The 22,650-nt window shown below is 75.5% G+C and carries 3 protein-coding genes; 1 reads left to right on the top strand and 2 read right to left on the bottom strand.

The features are described from left to right. The first annotated feature begins 36 nt into the window (after positions 1–36). Positions 37–1,125 (top strand): NADH:flavin oxidoreductase, encoded by a 1,089-nt coding sequence (locus ACWDD9_RS22630; RefSeq protein ID WP_449812501.1) that lies wholly within the window; start codon positions 37–39, stop codon positions 1,123–1,125. A gap of 106 nt (positions 1,126–1,231) precedes the next feature. Here ACWDD9_RS22630 and ACWDD9_RS22625 read toward each other — a convergent pair whose 3' ends face one another. Next, positions 1,232–20,659, bottom strand: a complete 19,428-nt coding sequence (locus tag ACWDD9_RS22625; protein WP_449812500.1) for an SDR family NAD(P)-dependent oxidoreductase — start codon at positions 20,657–20,659, stop codon at positions 1,232–1,234. Further along, a complete protein-coding gene (gene asnB / locus ACWDD9_RS22620; RefSeq protein ID WP_449812499.1) occupies positions 20,656–22,650 on the bottom strand; it encodes an asparagine synthase (glutamine-hydrolyzing) in 1,995 nt (664 codons plus the stop codon). The genes ACWDD9_RS22625 and asnB overlap by 4 nt, the downstream gene beginning before the upstream one ends.

The raw sequence follows: 22,650 nt of genomic DNA, 5'->3' as shown, positions 1-22,650 counted from the left end.
GTCCGGCTCGGAATTCAGACGAACTCGGGAGGAACAATGGCGGGCTTGGGAGAGCCGTTCACCGTGGGCGACCTGACGGTCCCGAACCGGATCGTGATGGCGCCGATGACCAGGATGAAGTCCCCCGGAGGGGTGCCGGGCCCGGACGTCGCGGAGTACTACGCCCGCCGTGCGGCCCACCGGGTGGGGCTGATCGTCACGGAGGGCACCTACATCGGCCGCCCCGCCGCCGCGGCCTACGACGGGGTCCCCCATTTCCACGGCGAGGAGGCGCTGGCGGGCTGGTCCCGGGTGGTGTCGCTGGTCCACGCGGCCGGCGGCCGGATCGTCCCCCAGCTGTGGCACACCGGGGTGCAGCGCCCGGGCACCGAACCGCCCGCCGAGGGGCCCTCCGGGATCGGCCTGGACGGCGGCCCGGCCGGGCGGGCCATGAGCCAGCAGGACATCGACGACGCCGTGGCCGCCTTCGCGCACGGTGCCGCGGACGCCGAGCGGCTCGGGTTCGACGGGGTCGAACTGCACGGCGCGCACGGCTACCTGATCGACGACTTCCTGTGGCACGGCACCAACCACCGCACCGACCGCTACGGCGGCGACCCGGCCTCCCGGGCCCGGTTCGCGGCCGAGGTGGTGCAGGCCGTCCGGGCGGCGGTGAGCCCCGGGTTCCCGGTCCTCTTCCGGCTCTCCCAGTGGAAGGTCGGCCGCTACGACGCCCGGATCGCGGAGAGCCCGGAGGAGCTGGAGCAGCTGCTGACCCCGCTGGCCGAGGCGGGGGTCGACGCCTTCCACGCGTCCACCCGCCGCTACTGGCTGCCCGAGTTCGAGGGCAGCGACCTCAACCTGGCGGGCTGGGCGCGCAAGCTCACCGGCAAGGCCGCCGTGACGGTCGGTTCGGTCGGCCTGGACCGCCAGTACGGCGAGGGCGTGTTCACCGACGGCTTCACCCGGCCGGCCGGGCTCACCGGCATCGAGGAACTGGTCGAGCGGCTGGAACGCGACGAGTTCGACCTGGTCGCGGTCGGCCGGCCGCTGCTGGCCAACCCCGACTGGGCGGAGCGGGCGCTCGGCGGCGGGCTGGCCGGGGCGGTCCCGTACGACCCGTCGGTGCTCGCGACCCTGGTCTGACCACCGGACCGTCTGACCGGCTGACAGAAGGAGGGCCGGGCCCGCGGCACACGCCGCGGGCCCGGCCCTCCGGTGTCCCCGCCCGGCGGCGGGGACACCGGCCCCGCTACCGGCCGGCCACGACCTCCCGGAGGGCCGCCACCCAGTCGTCCGCCAGCCACCGGGCGGTGGCCGCCTCGAACAGCCGGGTGTCGTACTTCAGGAAGGCCTTGTAGCCGTCCTCGTCCCGATAGACCTCCAGGGCGAGGGGATACTCCCCCGGGTAGGGCAGGTCGTCGAAGGCCCGGAGGTCCAGGTCGCCGGGAGCGGTGGGCGCCCCGTTGGTCAGCAGCTCCGCGCCGTCGAAGTTCTGGAACAGGAAGTTGGTCCGCACCAGCGGTCCGTCCCCGTCGCCCCGGGCCCGGACGATCTCGGCCAGCGGGTAGGCGCCGTGCTCGATCCCGGCCAGCACCCGGCGGTGGAGGGAGCGGAGCAGCCCGGCGACGTCCTCCGTGGCGGTGGACCGGATCGGCAGGCAGTTCGCGAACTGGCCGACGACGTCCTGGAACCGCTCCTCGTAGCGGGCGGCCGTGGTGACCCCCGCGATCAGGTCGTCCTGGCCGGTCACCCGGTGGAGGAAGCGGGTGTAGCCGGCGAGCAGCACGGTCGAGGCGCTGACCCGGTGGCTCCTGGCCGTCGCGGCGACCGCGTCGGCCAGCTCCCGCGGCAGCCGGGTCACGACCACGTCCGCGCGCGGCAGCCGCCCCGGGACCGGCGGGCGGTCGTACGGCAGGTCCAACCGCCCGTCCGCGCCGGCCAGTTCGGCCAGCCAGTGGTCCCGGTGCCGCTGCCCGCGCGGGCCGGCCAGCAGCTCCTCCTCCCAGGCGGTGTAGTCGCCGAACTCGGCGCTCCGCAGCCGTCCCCGGCCCCGGTAGGCGTCCTTGAGGGTGCGGACCAGCAGGGCCGTCGAGGTCCCGTCCAGCAGGATGTGGTGCGCGGTGACCAGCAGCAGCCGGCGGCCGTCGGGCAGGGCGGCCAGGTGCGCCCGGACCAGCGGACCGGCGGCCAGGTCGAAGGGGGCGCCGACCAGGTCGCGCAGCGCGGCCAGCCGGCCGTCCCGCGTGGTGGGTGTGAGGTCGACCCGTTCGAAGGACGGGCCCCGGGCCGGATCGACGTCCAGGTACGGGACGCCGTCCCGCTCGGCGACCACCGCGCCCAGCAGCGGGTGGATCCGGGCCTGCTCCCGGACCGCGCGTTCCAGCGCCGCCTCGTCCGGGTCGCCGTGGACCTCGAACAGGAGCGGGAGGTGGTAGGCGACGGAGTCCGGGCAGCGCACCTGGTCCCGGTACATGGTCAGTTGGCCGCGGGACAGCGCCCAGCGCCGGCCGGGTTCACCGGTGCTGCCGGTGGTGTCGGGGGCGCCAGTGGTGTCGGGGGCGCCGGCGAGGCGGGCGCAGAGGGCGTCGACGCTCTCGGCCTCGAACAGCAGGGTGGGGGAGACGTCCTCGCCGAAGTCCTCGCGCAGGGCGTTGGTGAGCTGGAGGACCAGGATCGAGTCCAGGCCGTAGTCGGTGAGCGGGGCCGAGGAGTCGATCCGCTCGGCCGGGATGCCGAGCACGGTCGCCGCCTTGGCCAGGACCAGCGCGGCCGGATCGGCCGGCGGCCGGGCGGGCAGGGTGTCCACCGGCCGGGCGGGCCGGGCGTCGACGGGCCGGCTGTCGACGGGCCGGGCGGGCCGGGGGTCGACGGCGGGCGCCTGCGGTCGGGCCGGCGGGGTGTCGACCACCCGGGCCGGCGGCCGGGCCTCCGAGCGTCGGTCGGGCGCCGCGGACGTCTCCCGTCCGCCTCCCGCCGGTGCCGCCGGTGCCGCCGGCACCCGCTGCCGGGCCACCCCGTCGCTCTCCGCCGCGATCACCTGCTGCCCCAACGGGAGCGCCCGGGACACCGGGAACACGACGGTGCGGAAGCCCTCACCGGCCAGCACGTCCCGCCAGTTCCCGGGCGACAGCGCCGGCGAGCCGGGGATCCGCAGCGACCGGTCGTCGAACAGCCACCAGCCCTCCAGCAGGCCGAAGGTCACGTGGCTGAACAGGTCGAACGCCGAGAGTTCGTTCAGCAGCAGCCAACCGCCGGGCCGCAGCGCGGCCTTGGCGTTGCGCAGGGTGTTGCGGGTGTCCTTGGTCGCGTGCAGCACGTTCGCGGCGATGACCAGGTCGAAGGCGCCCTCGGCGACCTCCTGCCCGGCCAGCGGCCGTTCGATGTCGAGCAGCCGGCAGTCCAGGTACGGGACCTCCGGCCCGTACGAGGCCCGGGCGTGGTTCAGGAAGGCCTTGGAGACGTCCGTGTAGACGTAGCGCTCGATGCTGTCCCGGTACGGCTGGAGGGCGGCGAACATCCCCACGCTGGTGCCGCCGGTGCCCGCGCCGACCTCCAGGATCCGCAGCCGGGCGCCCGGGTCGCGGCGCAGCCGGTCGGCGACCAGGCCGGCGGCGGTGGCGGCCATGGCGCGGTTGAACAGGTCGGCGGCGCGGTTGTCGCGGTAGCAGCCCTCCACCAGCTCCATGGAGCCGCGCGGGAACATCACGTCGGTGGGCCGGACGCGGCCGGTCAGGATCCCGGGCAGGGCTCCGAGCATGGCCGCGGCCAGGCGCAGCTCCGCCGCCCGGTCGGGGTCCGCGGACCACCGGGCGCACTGCCGCTCCCACCGGGCCAGCACCTGGTCCGCGGGCTCCGCCGGCGCCAGGAGCCGCTGGGCGTGCTCCCACCACTGGGCGTACTGCGGCAGGACCGCCGCGCGGTCGACGTCGGCCAGCTGGGCGGCGAGGACCTTGGCGAGCCACGGGTCCCGCTCGGCCCGCCGCCACCGGACGACCTCGTCCAGGGCGGCGTCCGTCTCGTCGACGCCGGCCGGCAGCGTGCCGGGGCGCGGCAGGACGGCCGGGCCGTGCGCGGAGACCCGGGTGGCGCGGTCGAAGTTGGGCAGGGTGTTGCGCCGGTCGGTGCGGACGTAGGCGAGCTGCCGCTGCGGGCCGCCGAGCAGGGCGGCCAGGGCGGCGAGCCCCTCCGGCGGTTCGATGGACACCAGCCCGACCCGGGTCATCCGCTCCCGGTAGAACTCGGAGGTGACGCTCCCGAGACCGCCCCACCAGCCCCAGTTCATGACCCGGACCGGGGTGTCCCAGTGCTGCCCGAGGGCGTGCGCGTAGGCGTCGCTGAAGGTGCAGCCGGCCGCGTAGTTGCCCTGGCCGGCGGCGGTCGTGAAGGACTGCATGGAGGACAGCAGGACCGCGAAGTCGAGCGGTTCGCCGTCGAAGGCCTCGGCCATGGCGGTCGTCACGTCGACCTTGGCGGCCAGCGCGGCGCGCAGGTCGGCCTCGTCCATCCGCGCGACGGTGCTGTCCCGCAGCACCAGCGCCGCCTGGACGACGCCGTGCACCCGGGGGTGGCGGCGCCTGACCTCGGCCAGGACCCGGCGCAGCGCGGCCGGGTCGCCGGCGTCGGCCTGGAGGTAGCGGACGTGCTCCGGTCCTCCGGCGGAGCGGATCCGGTCCGCCACGGTGGCGTCGTGCGCCCGGCGGCCGATCCAGGTGACGTGGGCGCCGTGGTTCCGCACGACGTGCCGGGTCCACGCGGAGCCCAGCCCGCCGGCGCCGCCGATGACGACGTACACGCCGCCCTCCCGGTACACCGGCCGCTCCGGGGCCTCGCACGGGGCCCAGCGGCGGGCCAGCCACTGGCCGGTGCGCCGGACCCAGGCGTCGTCGGGGGACTGGGCGGGCAGGGCGGTGAGGTCCGCGGGCCAGCCGGAGCCGTCCAGGTCGACGCGGCGGACGGTCCAGTTGCCGTACTCCCGGCCCAGCGAGCCGAACAGGCCGTGCAGCCCGGCGTGCGCGGGCTGGACCTCGTCGTCCGCGTGGGTGGCGAGCGCACGGGTCGTCACCAGGGTGATCCCGAGCGGCCTGGCGTCGTAGCCCGCCGCGACCAGCGCCTTCACCAGACGGAACGCGGCGACCACCCCGTCCTCCTGCGCGGCGGTGTACCCGGCGGCGTCGGTGGGCGCGAGGTCGGCCTCGGGGGCGGCCCACACCAGGTGGTCGACCGGTCCGAGTCCGTGCAGCGCGGCGGTGGCCTCCTCGACGCTCGCCGAGGCCGGCAGCGGCCAGTGGAGCGCGCCGTCGAGCGGGGCCGGGCCGCCGACGACCAGGACGCGGTCCGCGCCGGAGGGCACCGGGGGGCCGTCCGCGGGGATCGGGTCCCAGACCGGGGCGTAGAGGGCCGGTTCGATGGCGCCTTCGACGGCGGGCTCGGGCCGGTCCGCGCCGGCCGTTCCGGTACGGGCCTCCGGGCGGGGTTCGGTGCGGCTCCCGGTCCGGCGGGAGCTGTAGCCGACCAGCCGTACCCGGACCTCGCCGTCCTCGTCCACCAGATCGATGTCGAGCCGGCCGAGCGGTCCGGCCGCCAGGCCCCGCACCACGGCCGTCATGGCCGGGGTGCAGGGGGCGAACAGCTCGAGCCGCTCCAGCGCGAACGGCACGGCGGTGTCCCGCAGTTCGGTCAGGTGCGCCGCGACGGTGGCCTGGATCGCCGAGTCCAGCAGGGCCGGGGTGAGCGCGCCCGGCTCGGCCGCGTCGGGCAGGACCAGGTCGGCGAGCACCGTGTCGGGGCCCACGTGCGCCTGCCGGACGGCCCGCAGGCTCGGGCCGTGCTCGATGCCCATCGACCGCAGGGCCTGGTGGATCCGTTCGCCGGGCACCGTCTCCGGGCACCGCGCGCGCAGCGCGGCGAGGTCCACCCGGGCCGGGCGCGGGGCGTCGGAGGGGGCCAGCGTGCCCTCGCTGCGGACCGTCCCGCCGGTCGACAGCGTGAACCGCCGGCCGCCGCGGGCGTCGGTGCGCAGGTCGACCAGCACCTCGACGGGTTCCGGCCCGACCTCCAGCGGCCGGACCCACGTCACGTTGGTCATCCGGACGCGGGTGCCGCCCAGGGCCCGACGGGCCAGTTCCAGGTGGGCGACGGCGGGCAGGATGTGCCGGCCCTGCACGACGTGGTCCCGCAGCAGCCCGTCCGTACGGGACAGCGTGACGCGGTCGCGGTCGCGGTCGCGGTCGCGGCCCGCCGCCGGCCCGTGCCGGTCCGGGGCGAACGGGTAGGTCGGCAGCGGGACGAGGCGTCCCCCGGCCGGGGCCGGCGCGTCCCCGACCGGACGGGCGGGCGCGATGCCGTCGAGCACCGCGACCAGTTCGGCGGTGTCGCCCGCCAGGCACTCGAAGCGGTGCTCGAACCGCTTCCGGCCGGACCACAGCGTGTGGGCGAGGTCGCGCAGCTCCACCGAGGGGTGGGCGCGCAGGTGCGCCGCGAGCCGGCGCCGCTGCTCGGCGAGCTGCTGCTCCGTCCGGGCGGACAGGACCACGGGGTGGTCCGCCCTCGGCGCCGGGGGCCGCTCGGCCGACGGCGCCTCCTCGATGACGACGTGGGCGTTGGTGCCGCTGGCCCCGAAGGAGCTCACCACGCCGCAGCGCGGGCCGGCGGCGGGGGCCGCCCAGTCACGGGTCCGGGTGTTGACGTAGAACGGGCTGCCGGCCAGCGGGACCGCCTCGTTGGCGGTCTCGAAGTTCAGCGCGGCGGGGATCCGCCGGTGCCTGAGCGCCAGCAGGACCTTCAGCACGCCCGCGATGCCGGCGGCGAACTGGGCGTGCCCGATCGTGGTCTTCACCGAGCCCAGCGCGCAGTACTCGGCGCGGTCGGTCCGGGCGCGGAAGACCCGGTCCAGGGCCCGGAACTCGATCGGGTCGCCCAGCGGCGTGCCGGTGCCGTGCGCCTCGACCAGGCCGATCCGCTCCACGTCGACGCCGGCCCGCTCGTACAGCCCGCTGATCAGGCTCTCCTGGGAGACCGAACTCGGGGCGGTGATGCCGTTGGTGGCGCCGTCCTGGTTGACCCCGACGGCGGTGATCACGCCGTGGACGTGGTCCCCGTCGGCCAGCGCGTCGGCGAGCCGCTTGAGCACCACCACCCCGACGCCCTCACCGGGGACGAAGCCGTCCGCCCGGTGGTCGAAGCTGTGGCAGCGCCCGCTCGGGGAGAGCATCCCCGCGCGGCCCGCGAGCCCGTACAGCCGCGGCGTGGACTGGACGAACACCCCGCCGGCCAGGGCCATCGAGGTCTCGCCGGACCAGAGGTCCTTGCACGCCAGGTCGAGCGCCACCAGCGAACTGGAGCAGGAGGTGTCGACGGCGATCGCCGGGCCCTTGAGGTCCAGGGCGTAACTGACCCGGCTGGGGATCACCGAGGCCATGTTGCCCCACAGGGCCTGGGCCGGCGCGTCCCCGTCGAGCAGCTCCAGGTAGTCCCCGGCCCAGGCGCCGACGTACACGCCGCACGGCCGCCGGTCCATCCGGCCGGCGTACCCGGCGTCCTCCAGGGCCTTCCACGACTCCTCCAGCAGCAGCCGCTGCTGGGGGTCCATCGCGGCGGCCTCGGTGCCGGAGATGTTGAAGAACAGCGCGTCGAACTCGTCGATCCGGTCGAGGAACCCGCCCCGGGTGCACGCGCTCAGGCCGTCGAGGCGGAAGCGGGTGGCGTCGGTGACCAGGTCGTCCCCGTTCTCCAGCCGCGTCCACAGCTCGTCCAGCGAGCCGGTGCCCGCGAACCGGCCGCTCATGCCGACGACCGCGATCGGGCCGCGGTCCACCGGGCCGGGGGCGGCCACCGGCTGTCCGGTGGCGGGACGGCGGTCGGTGGCGGGACGGCGGTCGGTGACCGGGGCACCGCCGTCGGCGGCTCCGGCGTTCGGCGTGGCGTTCGGCGCGGCGTCAGGCGCGGCGCCCGGTGTGGCGTCGAGCGCGGCCGAGGGCCGGGCCCCGCCGCCGGTCCGGGCGGGCACCATGGCGTCCCGGTGCTCGGCGAGCAGGTGCGCGGCCAGCCGGTCGACCGTGCTGTGGTCGAAGACCACGGTGGTCGAAAGGTCCAGCGAGAGCGCGGTGTTGAGCTCGTGGACCAGCCGGACGGCGAGGATGGAGTCCAGGCCCAGATCGGCGAACGCCGACCCGTCGAGGACCTCGCCGGTGTCCATCGCGAGGGCGGCGGCGACCTTCTCCCGCACCAGCGCGGGCACCAGCCCGTCCAGGTCGGCGGGTTCGGCCGGTTCGTCAAGACCGGCCAGGTCGTCCAGGTCGACCGGTTCGGCGGCCGCGGGGGGAACGGGTGCTGCGGGGGGAACGTCCCCGGACCGGGCCAGGTCGCCGATCCAGAACCGTTCCGCGGCGAACGGATAGGTGGGCAGGGCGATGGTCCGCCGCGCCTCCCGGTGCGTGCCGCGCCAGTCGATCGCGACGCCGGACGCCCACAGGGCCGCGACCTTGGACAGCTCCCCGGCGGCGCTCCACCGCCGGACGAGCAGCTCCTGGAGCTCGCCGTCCGCGGTGAGTTCCGCGAGCAGCCCGTCGGGCGCCGTCCCCGCGCTGCCCCGGAGCCCCCGGCCCTCGCGCAGCGCGTCCCGCAGCTCCCCGGTGGAGGAGACCACGACCGCGTACCGCTCGGCCATCGCCTCCCGTCCCACCTGGAGGGTGTACGCGAGGTCGGCCAGCGGGGTGTCCGGGGCCCGGTCGAGGAACGCGGCCAACCGGTCGACGGAGGCGGCGAGTCGGTCGGGGGTCCGGGCGGAGAGGACGACGACGTGTTCGGCGCCGTCCTCGGTGCCGTCTGCGGGTTGCACGGGGTACTCCTCGACGATCACGTGCGCGTTGGAGCCGCCGGCACCGAAGGAGGACACCGCCGCGATCCGCGGGCCCTCGCTGTGCCAGGGCGCCGCTTCGCGCTGGAGCCGGAAGGGGGACGACCCGAAGTCGATGTTCGGGTTGGGCTGTTCGGCGTTCAGGGTGGGGACCAGTTCCCGGTGCCCGAGCTGCAGCAGCACCTTGGTGAGGCCCGCCACGCCGGCGGCGGCCTCCAGGTGCCCGATGCCGGACTTCACCGAGCCGAGCGCGCAGTACTGGCGGTCCTCGGTGTCCTGCCGGAACGCCGCGGCCAGGCCGGCGACCTCGATCGGGTCGCCCAGCTCGGTGCCGGTGCCGTGCGCCTCGACGTACCCGACCTGCCGCGCCGAGACGCCGGCCCGGTCGAGCACCTGACGGATCAGCGCGGCCTGGGCGGTCGGGCTCGGCACGGTGTAACCGGTGCTGCGCCCGCCGTGGTTGACGCCGGTGGCGCGGATCAGGCCCAGCACCCGGTCCCCGTCGGCCAGGGCCCGGGACAGCGGCTTGAGCAGCACGCAGCCGACGCCCTCGCCGGGGACGAACCCGTGGCCGCCGGCGCCGAAGCTGCGGCAGTACCGGTCGGGTGAGAGCATGCCGGAGCGGCACAGCTCGACGTAGTCCAGCGGGTGGGTGTAGACGTTCGCGCCGCCGGCCAGGGCGACCTCGCAGGCGCCGCTGCGGAGTTGCTCGCAGGCCTCGTGGATCGCGGTCAGCGAGGCCGAGCACATGGTGTCCACGGTCAGGCTCGGCCCGCGCAGGTCGAGCAGGTAGGAGACCCGGGCGCTCAGCGAGGCGAACGACAGCCCGGGGACGACGAGTTCACCCGAGGGCAGCCGGCCCGCAGGGTGCCGGGCGTGCCCGACCTTGGTGACGCCGGCGAACACCCCGACCCGGTGGTCGTGCTGCTCGGCGAGGCGGGCGCGGGTGTACCCGGCGTCCTCCAGCACCTCCCAGGCGGCCTGGACGAACAGCCGCTCCTGCGGGTCCATCGCGTAGGCGTCGCGCGGGGCGATGCCGAAGAACCTCGGGTCGAAGTCGGCGAAGCCGTCCAGGAACCCGCCCCACTTGCTGTAGCTGCGCCCGGTGGTCGCGGCGGTGGTGCGGTCGGGTTCGAAGAAGCCGTCCAGCGGCCACCGGTCGATCTCGCGGACGCTGTCGCGGCCGGCCCTGAGGTTCTCCCAGAACTCGCCCAGGTCGGCGGCGCCCGGGTAGCGGCCGCTCAGCCCGATGACGGCGATCGGCGCGTCGGGGCCGGCGGCGCGCCCGGCGGTACGTCCGACGGCGGGTTCCCCGGCGGGGACGGTCCGTCCCGAGGGGGCCGCCGGGGCGGGCCCGGTCGGCCGCTCCGGTACGGGCTGCGGTACGGGCTCCGGGCGGCGTGCGCCGCCGAGTCGGGCGGCCACCGCCCGCAGGGTCGGCTGCTCGTAGAACAGGGTCGAGGAGGCCTCGGGGTAGAACGGGGCCAGCGCACGGTTGAGCTGGATCACCATCACCGAGTCGAGACCGATGTCGACGAACGGCCGGTCCGGGTCCACCGCCTGCGGGGGCAGCTTGCTGACCTCCGCGAAGACCTCCCGCAGGTGGTCCAGCACGGCGCGGTCCGCGGTGCGGCCCCCGGACGGTGCGGGCGCGGGCGGAGCGGCAGCGGCAGGAGCAGCGGCCGGGGCCGGCGAGCCGTGGTGCACCCACACCCGGTCCGCCCCGGTGTGCCAGGCGTCGACCAGGGCGGCGAGGCCCGTCGGCGTCGGCATCGGGACCAGCCCCCGGTCCTCCCACAGGTAGGCCAGGGTGCGGTCGTCGACGGTCATGCCGCCGTCCTGCCACAGCGGCCAGGCCACCGAGAGCGTCCGGCCCCGCCGTTCCCCCCGGGCGACGGCCGCGTTGCGGGAGGCGGCGAACTCGTCGAGGAAGGCGTTGGCGGCCGCGTAGTCGCTCTGCCCGGGGTTGCCGGTGACGGCGGCGCCGGAGGAGTAGGCCAGGACGAACTCCAGCGGGCAGTGCGCGGTGGCCCGGTCGAGGTGGACGAGGCCGTCCGCCTTGGCGCCGAGCACCTCCTCCCACTGCGCCGCGGTCTTCTCGGCGAGCAGGGCGTCGCGGACCACTCCGGCGGCGTGCACCACCCCGGTGACCTCGCCCGCCTCGGCGACGAGGTGGCGGACCTCCTCCCAGCGCGAGAGGTCGGCCCGCACGTAGCGCGCGACCGCGCCGGCCTGCCGCAGGTCGGCCAGCAGCGCCTCCACCCGCTCGTCGGCCGGCGACCGGCCCGCGAGGACGAGGGTGGGCCGGCGGACGTCGGCGGCGATCCGACGGGCCGTCGCGGCGCCGATGCCGCCGGCGCCGCCGGTGACGAGGTAGACGCCGCCGTCCCGCCACGGCGGGGCGGAGCCGGTGGCCGGGGGAGTGACGGGGGTCCAGCCGAGGGTCTGCCGGACGCCGTGGCGGTAGCGGACGAGGTCGTCCGCGCCGTCGGCGTTCTCCGCGACCGCGCTGGCCGGGTCGACGTCCGCGGCGCCGTCCAGGACGATCACCTGGCCGAGGACCCCGGGGTCCTCCTTGGCCACCGAGCGCAGCAGGCCGGCCAGGGCCGCGGTGTCCGTGACCACCTGGACCAGCACCGTGCCCTCCTCGGCCGCCAGGCCCCGGACGGTCTCCAGCAGCTTCCAGGACAGGTCGCGGAACCGGCTCTCCGGCCGCTGTTTGGCGGTCTCCAGCCGGATCGCCCCGGGGAGGTCGCCGTCGACCCCGCACAGCACGACCGCGCGGCGGTCGTGGCGGCGGCCCGGCGCGGCGGGGGCCGGAGCCCAGGCCGGGACGGACAGGACCGTGACGGCCTCCGGGGCGGCGGCCGCTTCGGTGTCCGGTGCCGCGACGGGCGCCTGGGCGGGCGCCGGGGCGGGCTCGGCCTCCGGGTGCCAGAAGCGGTCCCGGGCGAAGGGGTACCCGGGCAGGTGCACCCGTCCGGGCGTCGGCCCGCCGGTCCAGGCCGACCGGTCGAGGGCCTCGCCCGCGATCCAGCGCGCCGCCGGACCGGCGGCCTCGCCCCGGTCGCCGGTGGCGACGAACACCCGCAGCCGGTCGGCGAGTTGAGCCACGCTGGACACCGTCCAGGCGATCCGCTCGGCCATCTCCTCCCGGCCGGCCAGGAGGGTCCAGGCGACCGAGCGCAGGGACACCCCCTCCGACCGCTCCAGGAAGGCCAGCAGGTCCCGGGCCCGGTCGGTCAACTGCCCCGGGGTGCGCGCCGAGAGCGGCACCAGGACGTCCCCGGCGGGCTCCTCCCGGCCGGCCCGGACCGGGACGTACTCCTCGACCACGACATGGGCGTTGACGCCGCCGAAGCCGAAGCTGCTGACCCCGGCGCGCCTCGGCCCGTCCCGGCCGTCGCGGTCGCGCGGACGCGGCCAGGGCTCGTTCTCCCGGACCAGGTGGAAGGGCCCGTCGTCGAGTTCGACGAACGGGTTGACCCGCCGCAGGTGCCGGTTCGCGGGCAGCACCCCGTGCCGGAGCGAGAGCAGCACCTTCAGCAGCCCGGCGATGCCGGCGGCGGACTCCAGGTGCCCGATGTTGGTCTTGACCGAGCCCAGGCCGCAGGCGCCGTCGTCGCTCCGGCCGAGCCGGCGGAAGGCGGTGCGCAGCGCGCGGACCTCGACCGGGTCGCCGAGGGCCGTGCCGGTGCCGTGGGTCTCGATGTAGCCGATGGTGTCCGGGTCGAGGTCGCCGACGGCCGCGGTGACCAGCTCGGCCTGGGCGTCGGCGTTCGGCGCGGTGAGCGAGTTGGCCCGTCCGCCGTGGTTGTAGGCGCTGCCCCGGAGCACGCCGAGGATCGCGTCGCCGTCCCGCTCGGCCGCCGCCAGCGGCTTGAGGACGACGGCCCCGACGCCCTCGCCGCGCACGTAGCCGTTCGCGTCGGCGTCGAACGTGCGGCACAGGCCGTCCGGGCTGAGCATCCCCGCGCGGTGGGCGCTGACGAAGGTGCCGGCGTCGAGCAGGACGTTCACCCCGCCCGCGATCGCCAGGTCGCAGGCGCCGGACCGGATGGCCTCCATGGCGCGGTGCACCGCCACCAGCGAGCTGGAGCAGGCGGTGTCGATGGGCTCGCTCGGGCCGCGCACGTCGAGCAGGTAGGAGATGCGGTTGGCCAGGATCGAGTGGTTGGTGCCGGTCGCGGTGAAGGCGTCCGGCCGCACCCCGCGGGTGCTGAGCAGGGTCGCGTAGTCGTTGTTGGTGACGCCGATGAACACCCCGGTGTTGGAGGGGAGTTCGCTCGGCCGGTGGGCGCTGTCCTCCAGTGCCTGCCACACCGTCTCCAGCACCAGCCGGTGCTGCGGGTCCATCAGTTCGGCCTCGCGCGGCAGGATCCGGAAGAACGCCGCGTCGAAGGCGTCGACCTCGTCGAGGGCGCCCATCCGCCGGGGGAAGTCCAGGGCGGTGATGGCCCGGCGCTGCTCCTCGTCGTAGCGGTCCAGCGGGAAGGCGGTGACGGAGTCCCGCCCGGCCAGCAGGTTCGCCCAGAACTCGCCGAGGTCGCGGGCGCCGGGGAAGCGTCCGGCCGCGCCGATCACGGCGATCGGCGTGTCCGGGGCCCGTCCGGGCCGGTCCGGGAGGGGCCGGCGCCCGGTGGCGGGGGCTGTTACGGGGGCCGTCACGGCGGCGGTCGCGGGGACGGCTGCCGGGACGGTCGCGGGGCGGGCCGCCGGGCGGCGCGGCGCGGCCGAGGCCCCGTGCTCCGCGACCAGGTGGGCGCCCAGCGCCTCCAGGGTACTGAGGTCGAAGAACACGGCCGGGCTGACCTTGGCGCCGAAGCGCTCCTCGATCTGCTTGGCGAAGTACACCAGCGAGATCGAGTCGAAGCCGAACTCGTCCATGCCGGTCCGGGGGTCGAGCTCCTCCGGCTCGAACTTCAGCAGCCCCGCCGCGATCTCGCGCAGCACCTCCACGACCCCGTCCGCACCCGAAGGTCCGGACGTGCCCTCCGCCGGCGCGGGAGTACCCGGCTCGGGGCGGAGTACGGCGGGCCGGGGGGCCCGGCGGGCCGCCGGTGGCGTCCCCCCGGTGCCGCACAGCACGCCCTCCAGCGCGCCGAGCACCTCGCCCGAAGCGTCGGCCAGGAGGATCCGGTCGGCGCCGAGGAGGACGTGGGCGACCGGCCCGCCGGACCGGACGGTGACCCGGTCGATCCGGTGCGGCGCGACCCGCTGCCAGTCCGGGTGCCCGGCCCGGCGGGCCGTCCACTGCACGCCCAGGGCGATCGCCGCGAGGACGGACGGTTCGACGGTCACGTTCCGCCGGGCGTGGTCCTGCTGGACGCCGGGGCGGGACAGGTGCAGGACGGTGCTGCCGTCCGGGGCGGCGGACACCGCGTCGACGGCGCAGGAGGCGGCCCGGGGGACGACGCCGCCCTCGGCCAGTTCGGCCAGGAGGCCCGCCCGGTCCAGCACCTGCCGCAGGCCGGTGAGGTCGATCCGGCCGGTGGGCGCGTCGGCCGCCCGGACGGTGAACTCGACGGCCGGCGGCCCGTCCCCGGCCCGCACCAGGCCGTGGCCGTCGGCGAACTCCGTGACGAGGCGGTCGGTGGCCGACCAGTCGACCGGCCGCAGCACCCGCAGGTCCTGGACGGCCGGCTCGGCCGCGTACCCGCTGACCTTGGCGGTGGCGAGCGCGAGGTCCACGGTGAAGGTGGACACCACGACGGGGAGCCCGTCCTGGCGGTAGGTGTAGTCCTGGAGGTCGTCGAGCCGCAGGTCCGCGGTGTAGCGCAGGCCGTGGACGTCGGACTCGTTGCGTCCCAGGAAGGGGTGCAGCCGCTCGCGGTGGGCCAGCGGGGCGAGCACGGTCGGCGCGTCCTGGTCCACCTCGACCCAGCAGCGCACCCGGTCGAAGGGGTACGGGGGCAGCGGGACCCGCCGGGCCGCGGGCAGCCGGTCCCAGTCGACGCTGCGGCCCGCGAGCCAGGTCCGGGCGATCTCGTGCTCCGGCAGGTCCCGGCGGCCCGCCGCCCAGCCGTCCAGGGCGGCCAGGGCGGCCGCCTTGTCGGCCGCCACGAAGGCCCAGCGGTGCGGCAGTTCGTTCCTGCCGACCCGCAGGGTGAAGGCGATGTCGGGGAGGTCGGCCTCGCGGGCCCCGGCAAGGTGGTCGCGGAAGACGGCCAGGTGGCGTCCGAGGGCGTCCTCGTTCATGGCGGAGAACACGAACAGCTGCTCGCCGAAGGGCTCCTGGCGCTCCGGCCGCGGCGGGTACTCCTCCAGGATGATGTGGGAGTTCATGCCGCCGGCGCCGATCGAGGTGAGGCCGGCCCGGCGCGGGTGGACGACCTCCCGGCCGTCGACCGTGGTGACGACCGGCTGCCAGTCGGCGAGGGTCTGCTGGACCCGGAACGGGGTGTCCGCGAAGTCGATGTCCGGGTTGAGCTCCGTGCTGTGCAGCGACGGCACCAGCTTGCCGTGCCGCAGCTGGAGCAGCACCTTCGCCAGGCCCACCATCCCGGCGGCGGCGAGCAGGTGGCCCATGGTGGCCTTGACCGAGCCGAGGGCGCAGAACTGCCGGTCCTCGGTGTACTTCCGGAACGCCGAGGTGAGGGCGCGGACCTCGATCGGGTCGCCCAGGGCGGTGCCCGAACCGTGGCCCTCGACGTAGCCGATCGTCCTCGGGTCGATCCCGGCGTCCTCGACGGCCTTCTCGATCGCGCGGGCCTGCATGCCGGGGCTCGGCACGGTGAAGCCGTTGCGCACACCGGCGTTGGACAGGGCGGTGCCCTTGATCACGGCGTACACGTGGTCGCCGTCGCGCTCCGCGTCGACCAGCGGCTTGAGCACCACCGCGCCGACGCCCTCGCCGAGGATGGTGCCGTCCACGCCGACGCCGAAGCTGCGGATCACGTCGGAGGTGCCGGTGGTGAAGTGCTCCTGCGAGGAGGTGATCAGGTTGTACGGGTGCAGCAGCAGGTTGATGCCGCCCGCGACCACCATCCGGCACTCGCCGGCCCGCAGCATCTGCACGGCCTGGTGGACGCAGGTCGAGGAGGCCGAGCACATGGTGTCCACGAAGATCGACGGCCCGGTCAGGCCGTAGAAGTAGGACAGCATGTTCGGGATCGTCCCGGTGTAGCTGCCGCTCTGCGGGGCGCCGCGGGTGAGGCTGTTCTGGAAGCCGTACAGGTTGTAGTGGTTGCTCATCGTCCCGACGAGCACGCCGACGTCGCCCTGGTAGCGGCGCCGGATGGTCTCCCGGGAGTAGCCCGAGTCCTCCAGCGCCTGCACGCCGGCCTGGAGGAACAGCCGCACCTCCGGGGACATCTGCTCGGCCTCGCGCTTGGAGATCCGGAAGTACCGGGGGTCGAAGGCGTCGATGTCGCGCAGGAAGGTCCCGGTCCGGATCACGCTCTTGCCGGGCACGGCCCGGTCGCTGTCGTGGACGACGCGGTGGTCCCAGCGGTCGGCGGGGACCTCGGTGAAGCTGTGCCGGCCGTTCTCCAGCAGCTCCCACAGCTCGTCGAGGGTGTCGGCGCCGGGGTAGCGCCCGGAGACCCCGATGATCGCGATGTCGTGCCGGTCGTCGCGGTCCCGGTGCGGGCCGGACGGCTCCGCGCGGACCTCGTGGGCCTCGGCGACAGCGACGGCGCTGACGGCGGCAGGGGTCCGGACGGGTACCTCGACGGGCTCCGGCTCGGGTTCGGCCCGCGGTGCCGCCCCGCCGAGGACGGCCTCCAACTGCTCCCGCCGGGACTCCACGAAGTGGGCGGCGACGTCGGCGATGTTGAGGTACTCGAAGAAGATGGTCTTGGACAGCGGCCCGAACAGCTTCTCCAGCTCGGCGGTCACGCCCATGATGCTCAGCGAGTCGATGCCGTACGCGACGAGGTCGGTGGCCGGGTCGAGGTCCTCCGGCCGGTGCCGGAGGACCTCGGCGACGATCCGCCGCAGCAGTTCCTCGGTCCGCTCGGTCAGGTCCCCGCCGTCGCCGCCGGGTACCGCTCCGGCGGGTACGGCGGTCCGAACCGGTGTGCCCGGTACGGCGGTTCGGGCCGGTGCGGCGGGCCGGGCCGCGAGCGTGGCGCCCGCGCCGTAGCCGACCACGACGTGGGCCGGGGCGTCGGCGCGCAGCGCCCCGCCGAGCGCGCGCAGCCCGTCCTCGGTGGGCAGCGGCTCCCAGCCCCGCTCGCGGCGCATCGCCTCCCGGCCGGCCGCGTCCATCGTCATGCCGCCGTCGGCCCACAGCGGCCAACTGACCGCGACGGTACGGCCGGTGCGCTCGCCGGCGTCGACCAGGGACTGCCGGTGCGCGGCGAACGCGTCCAGGAAGGCGTTGGCCGCGGCGTAGTCGGACTGGCCGGGGTTGCCGTACACCCCGGCGACCGACGAGAAGAGCACGAAGTGGTCCAGGTCGAGGTGGCGGGTGGCGGCGTCGAGGTTGAGCGCGCCGCGGATCTTCGGCGCGCCCACGGTGCGGACGTCGGCCAGGTCCTTGCGCACCAGGTACTGGTCGCGCAGGACGCCGGCCGCGTGGACGACGCCGTCGAGCGAGCCGTGGTCGCGCAGGATCGTCTCGACCGCGGCCCGGACCTCCTCGGCGTCGGCCACGTCCACCAGGAGGTGGTGGGCGTCGACGCCGTCGGCGCGCAGCTCGGCGAGCGAGCCGGTGGCGGACCGTCCGCTGAGCACCACCGTGGCCCCGGCGCGGCCGAAGTAGCGGGCCAGGTGCGGACCGAGGCCGCCCAGGCCGCCGGTGATCCAGTACACCCCGCCGGTCCGCAGCTCCGGGACGGCCGGGCCGGCCGCGAGCGGGGCGTCGACGGGCTCCAGCACCTGCCGGACCCCGTCGGCCCGGCGGCGGACCTCACTGTCGGCGCCCTCGTCCGCGCACTCCTCGGCGACGATCCGCTCGATCGTCGCCGGGTCCGCGCCCTCCAGGCCGTCGACGCGCACCACCCGGCCGGTGACCAGCGGGTTCTCCAGGGCCACCGTGCGGAACAGGCCCGCCAGCGGCCGGTGGAAGTGCGCCGGGACCCGCCCGTCGACCAGCACCACGAACCGGTGCTCGGTGGTGGGCCGGGTGAGCAGCAGCTCCCGGACGGCGGCGAACACCGTGTCCGTCACGGCCTCGACGCCGTCGGCCGGGGCCGAGGGGGCGATGCCCGGCAGTTCCGGGGTGTGCGGGGTGCGGGCCGGGCCGCCGGGGACGGCCGGCCGGTCCGTCCACCGGGTGGTGGCGGTGACGACGCGCGGGCCGGTGCCGGTGCCGGTGGCGCGCTGGGCGAGCCCCCGGACCGTGGCGTGCACGGTGCCCTCGTGGTCGCACAGGTCGATGTCGAAGGTGGCCACCGCGCCGGAGCCCCCGGAACCGCCGGTGCGCCGGATCCAGGCCCAGCTCTCGGCCGGGCACGGCCCGTGGACCAGGACCTCGTCCAGGGCCAGCGGCAGGGTCGGCCCGGCGGTGTCCGGCATCAGCGTGACGGAGACCTGGAAGGCCGCGTCCAGCAGGCTCGGCGGCAGCAGGTGTCCGCCGTCCTCGGGCTCGGTCGGCCGGATGCGGGCGAGCGCCCCGTCCGGGCCGGTGCGCAGCTCCCGCAGCGCGCGCATGGCCGGGCCGTACTCCAGGCCCTGGGCGCGCAGCCGCCGGTGGACGGCGTCGGGCTCGGCCGGGTCCGGGCAGGAGGCGCGCAGCGCGGCCAGGTCGAGCGGGGCCGGCGGCGCGGGCGGGACGAGCTCGGCGCGGCCGGTGCCGTGCTCCGTGCCGTCGCGTACGAACGCGACGGCGATGCCGTGGTCCCCGGGCGTCAGTTCGACGTGGACGTCGACGGGTTCCTCGTCGACGGTGATCGGCCGCACCCAGGCCAGGTCGTGCAGCCGGACGGTCCCCGTCCCGGTGGCCGAGAGCGCCACGGCGGCCCGGGCCATCTCGACGTAGGCGGCGGCGGGCAGCACCCGCCGGCCGCCGACCCGGTGGTCGTCGAGGAAGGGTTCGGCGCCGGTGAACGTCGAGGTGTAGCGCTGCTGCGCCAGGTCGGAGGTGTTGCGGTGGACGAGGGGGTGCAGCTGCCCGGTGGCGGCGGGGGCGACGGGCTCCGGTACGCGGTACCAGTGCCGGTCCCGCGCGAACGGGTAGGTGGGCAGCCGCACCCGCTGGGCGCCGGGGTGGTGCGGCCAGCTCGCGTCGCCGCCCGCCAGCCAGTCGGCGACCGCCGTCATCAGCTCGGGGCCGGCGCCGGCGGGGTTGGCGGCCTCGCCCGCCGGGAGCTCACCGGACACCAGCGTCCCCAGCGCGGCGACGAGCTGGTCCCGGTCGGCGACGACGAGCGCGGCCCGGACGGCCAGCGGTTCGCGGCCCACCCGCAGGGTGTGGGCGATGTCGGCCGGCGACTGCTGCGGCAGCAGCGCGGACTCCGGCGCGAGCAGGTGCTCCCGCAGCAGCCCGGCGAGCACCCGCAGCCGCTCGGGGCTGCGCGCCGACAGCGGGACGACGTACGGGCCCGGCGCGCCGGCCGAGGGGGTGCGGCGGTGCGGTTCCTCCATCAGCACGTGGGCGTTGGTCCCGCCGAAGCCGAAGGAGCTGACGCCGGCCCGGCGGGGCGCGCCGTCCACGGCCGGCCAGGGCCGGGTCCCGTCGACGATGTAGAAGGGGCTGCCGGCCAGGTTGATCAGCGGGTTCAGGCTCCGGAAGTTGACGGTCGCGGGCAGCACCCCGGCCGTCATGGCGGCGACGACCTTCACCATGCCCGCCACCCCGGCGGCGGATTCCAGGTGCCCGATGTTGGTCTTGACCGAGCCGATGCCGGTGGTGTCCGGGTCGGGTTCGGTCCCGGCGGCCTCGTGCAGGTTGCGGAAGGCGCGCTTGAGGCCGACGATCTCGATCGGGTCCCCGACCGGGGTGCCCGGCCCGTGCGCCTCGATGTAGCCGACGGTGCCGGGCGCGACGCCCGCTCGGGTGTAGACGTCCTCGATCAGCGCGGCCTGGGCGGTCGGGCTGGTCACGGTCAGCGAGTTGGTCCGGCCGCCGTGGTTGGTGCCGACGCCCTTGATCACCCCGTGGACCGGGTCGCCGTCCGCGATCGCCCGGGCGAGCGGCTTGAGCAGCAGGACCGCCCCGCCCTCGCCCCGGACGAACCCGTCGGCGCCCTCGTCGAAGGCCTGCGCCCGGCCGGTGGGCGAGAGCATGCCGGCCTTGCTGAAGGCCACGAAGTGCTTCGGGGACCAGCACAGGTTGACGCCGCCGGCCAGCGCCAGGTCGCAGTCCCCGTTGTTGAGCGCGGTCACGGCCTCGTAGACGGACACCAGGGAGCTGGAGCAGGCGGTGTCGTTGGTGATGCTCGGGCCGTGGAGGTCGAAGTGGTAGGAGAGCCGGTTGGCGACGATCGAGTACGCCGTTCCGGTCGGGAAGTAGGCGTCGGTCGCCACGTCGTCGCGCTCGATGAGTTCGGCGTAGTCGGCGTGGCAGACGCCCATGAAGACCCCGGTGCGGCTGCCCGCGAGCTCGCTCGCGCGGTAGCCCGCGTCCTCGACGGCCTTCCAGGCGAGTTCGAGGGCGAACCGCTGCTGCGGGTCCATCGTCTCGGCCTCGCGCGGGGAGATGGCGAAGAAGGCGGCGTCGAAGCGGTCCGCGTCCTCGATGAACCCGGCCCAGATGCTGTTGGTCCGTTCGCCGCCGTGGCGCGGGTCCCCGAAGTAGCGTTCCTTGGACCACCGTTCGGCCGGGACCTCGGTGATCAGGGAGCGTCCGGCGGCGAGGTGGTCGAAGAGCGTGGCGAGGGTGTCGGCCCCGGGGAAGCGCAGGGCGAGTCCGATGATGGCGATGCCGTCGGTGGTCACCGGGCCTCCTTTCCGGTCCGGACGGCGTGGCGCCGGTCCACGGTCACTTTCAGGTCGAGCGCCGGGGCGGCCGATCCGCCGTTCCGGCCGGCGCCGTCGAGCACGAACTGCCGGTGGAGCACGGCGGTGGTGAGCAGGTAGACGAAGGCCTGGTCCTCCTTGGTGCTCACGTCCTCGGCGGGCGAGGCCATGACGCGGTCCGTCAGGCGGCGGGCGAACCGCTGGTCCAGGAAGTCGAGATTGCCCAACTCGGCGTCGGACAGGAGGAGTTCGAGGTAGTCCGGGCGGTGCTCCTTGAACACCTCACTGCCCGGGGCGCGGTAGGGCTGCTTGGGGCGGTCCGTGGTCCACTGCGGCAGCTCGGCGCGGAACGCCTTCTTCAGGACGGCCTTCTCGTTCCACCCGTCGTCGAAGCGGAGGTTGACCGCGGAGGCGGCCCGGACCACCGCCGGGTCGAGGAACGGGCAGCGGTTCTCCACGCTGTGCGCCAGAGCGACGCGCTCGCCCTGGGTCGAGAGCAGGAAGCCGGGCAGCAGGGTCTTGTACTCCAGCCACTGGGCCTTCTGCACCGCGGACATGGCCTGGTAGCCCGGTGCCCGGGCGACCAAAGCGAGCAGGTCGGCGAACGGGTCCTCCCGGGAGGCGAGCAGCCGGGCCGCGAACCTGCCGTTCTGGTACCGCAGTTCGTGGGAGAACAGGCCGGGCAGCCGCTCGGTGGCGAACTGCTGGTACAGGCCGAGCAGGTGGCCCTGGTGGGCCGGGCCGAAGTGCGCCAGCTCCGGGTGCAGGGTGGCGAGTCCGGCGCGCCGCTCGGCGTCGGTGAGCCCGTGCCAGCGTTCGCGCAGCATGGTCTCGCGGAACAGGGAGTAGCCGAGGAAGGCCTCGTCGGAGCCCTCGCCGCTGAGCACGGTCTTGATGCCCGCGTCGCGGACGTGGCGGGAGAGCAGGAACATCGGGACGAAGGAGGTCCGGAAGGCGGGCACCTCGGCGTGGTACACCGCCGACGGGAGGTTGTCGGCGATGTCCGCGCCGGTGACCGGGAGGGCGGAGTGCAGGGTGCCCAGGTGCTCGGCGACCAGCAGCTGGCTGTCGGACTCGTCGAAGTTCTTGTCCCGGAAGGCCACCGAGAAGGTGCGGACCTGGTGCCGGGACAGCTGGGTGGCGAGGCTGGTGACCACGGAGGAGTCGAGGCCGCCGCTCAGGTAGACGCCGACCTCCACGTCGGAGCGCAGGCGCAGCTCCACCGCGGTGCGCAGGCTCTCCCGGACGAACGCGACCGCTTCCGGCTCGGTGCCGTCGAAGCCCGGTACGTCGAAGGAGAGTTCCTCGTACGCGCGCGGCGAGCGCAGGCCGCCGCCGGCCTCCAGGTAGCAGCCCATGGGCAGTTGGCGGACACCGGCGAACGGCGTGCGGTCGGGCAGCGGCGTCCACACCGCGTAGATCGACGCGAGGTCCTGCGGGGAGAGCTCGAAGCGGAAGCCGGGGAACGCGCCGAAGGCCTTCGCCTCGGAGGCGAACAGGAGGGCGCCGCCGTGCTCGGCGTAGTACAGCGGGCGCTTGCCGTAGCGGTCGCGGGCCAGGACGAGCCCGCCGGTGGCGGTGTCCCTGATCGCGAGCGCGAACGGGCCGTTGAAGCGGGCGAAGCAGGCCGGGCCCCACTGGATCCAGGCCTGGAGGGCGACTTCGGTGTCGGAGTGGTCGGTGCGGAACGGGCGGCCCAGGCCCTCCAGTTCCGCGCGCAGTTCGACGTGGTTGTAGATCTCGCCGTTGAAGCAGATCCAGTAGCGTTCCGTCGGGTCCGCCATCGGCTGGGCGCCGTCGGCGGGATCGACGATCGCCAGCCGTACGGTGCCCATCGCGAGCCCGTCGTCCAGGTAGTAGCCGGCCTGGTCCGGTCCGCGGTGGCGGATGGTGGAGAGCATCGAGGTGATGACCTCGTCGGGTGCTCCGGTCAGTGGTGGGTCCGCGAGGAACCCGGCGATTCCGCACAT

The organism is Kitasatospora sp. NPDC001119 (assembly GCF_053598475.1).
The sequence above is the reverse complement of the archived record's forward strand: the minus strand, read 5'-3'. Positions and strand labels throughout refer to the sequence as shown.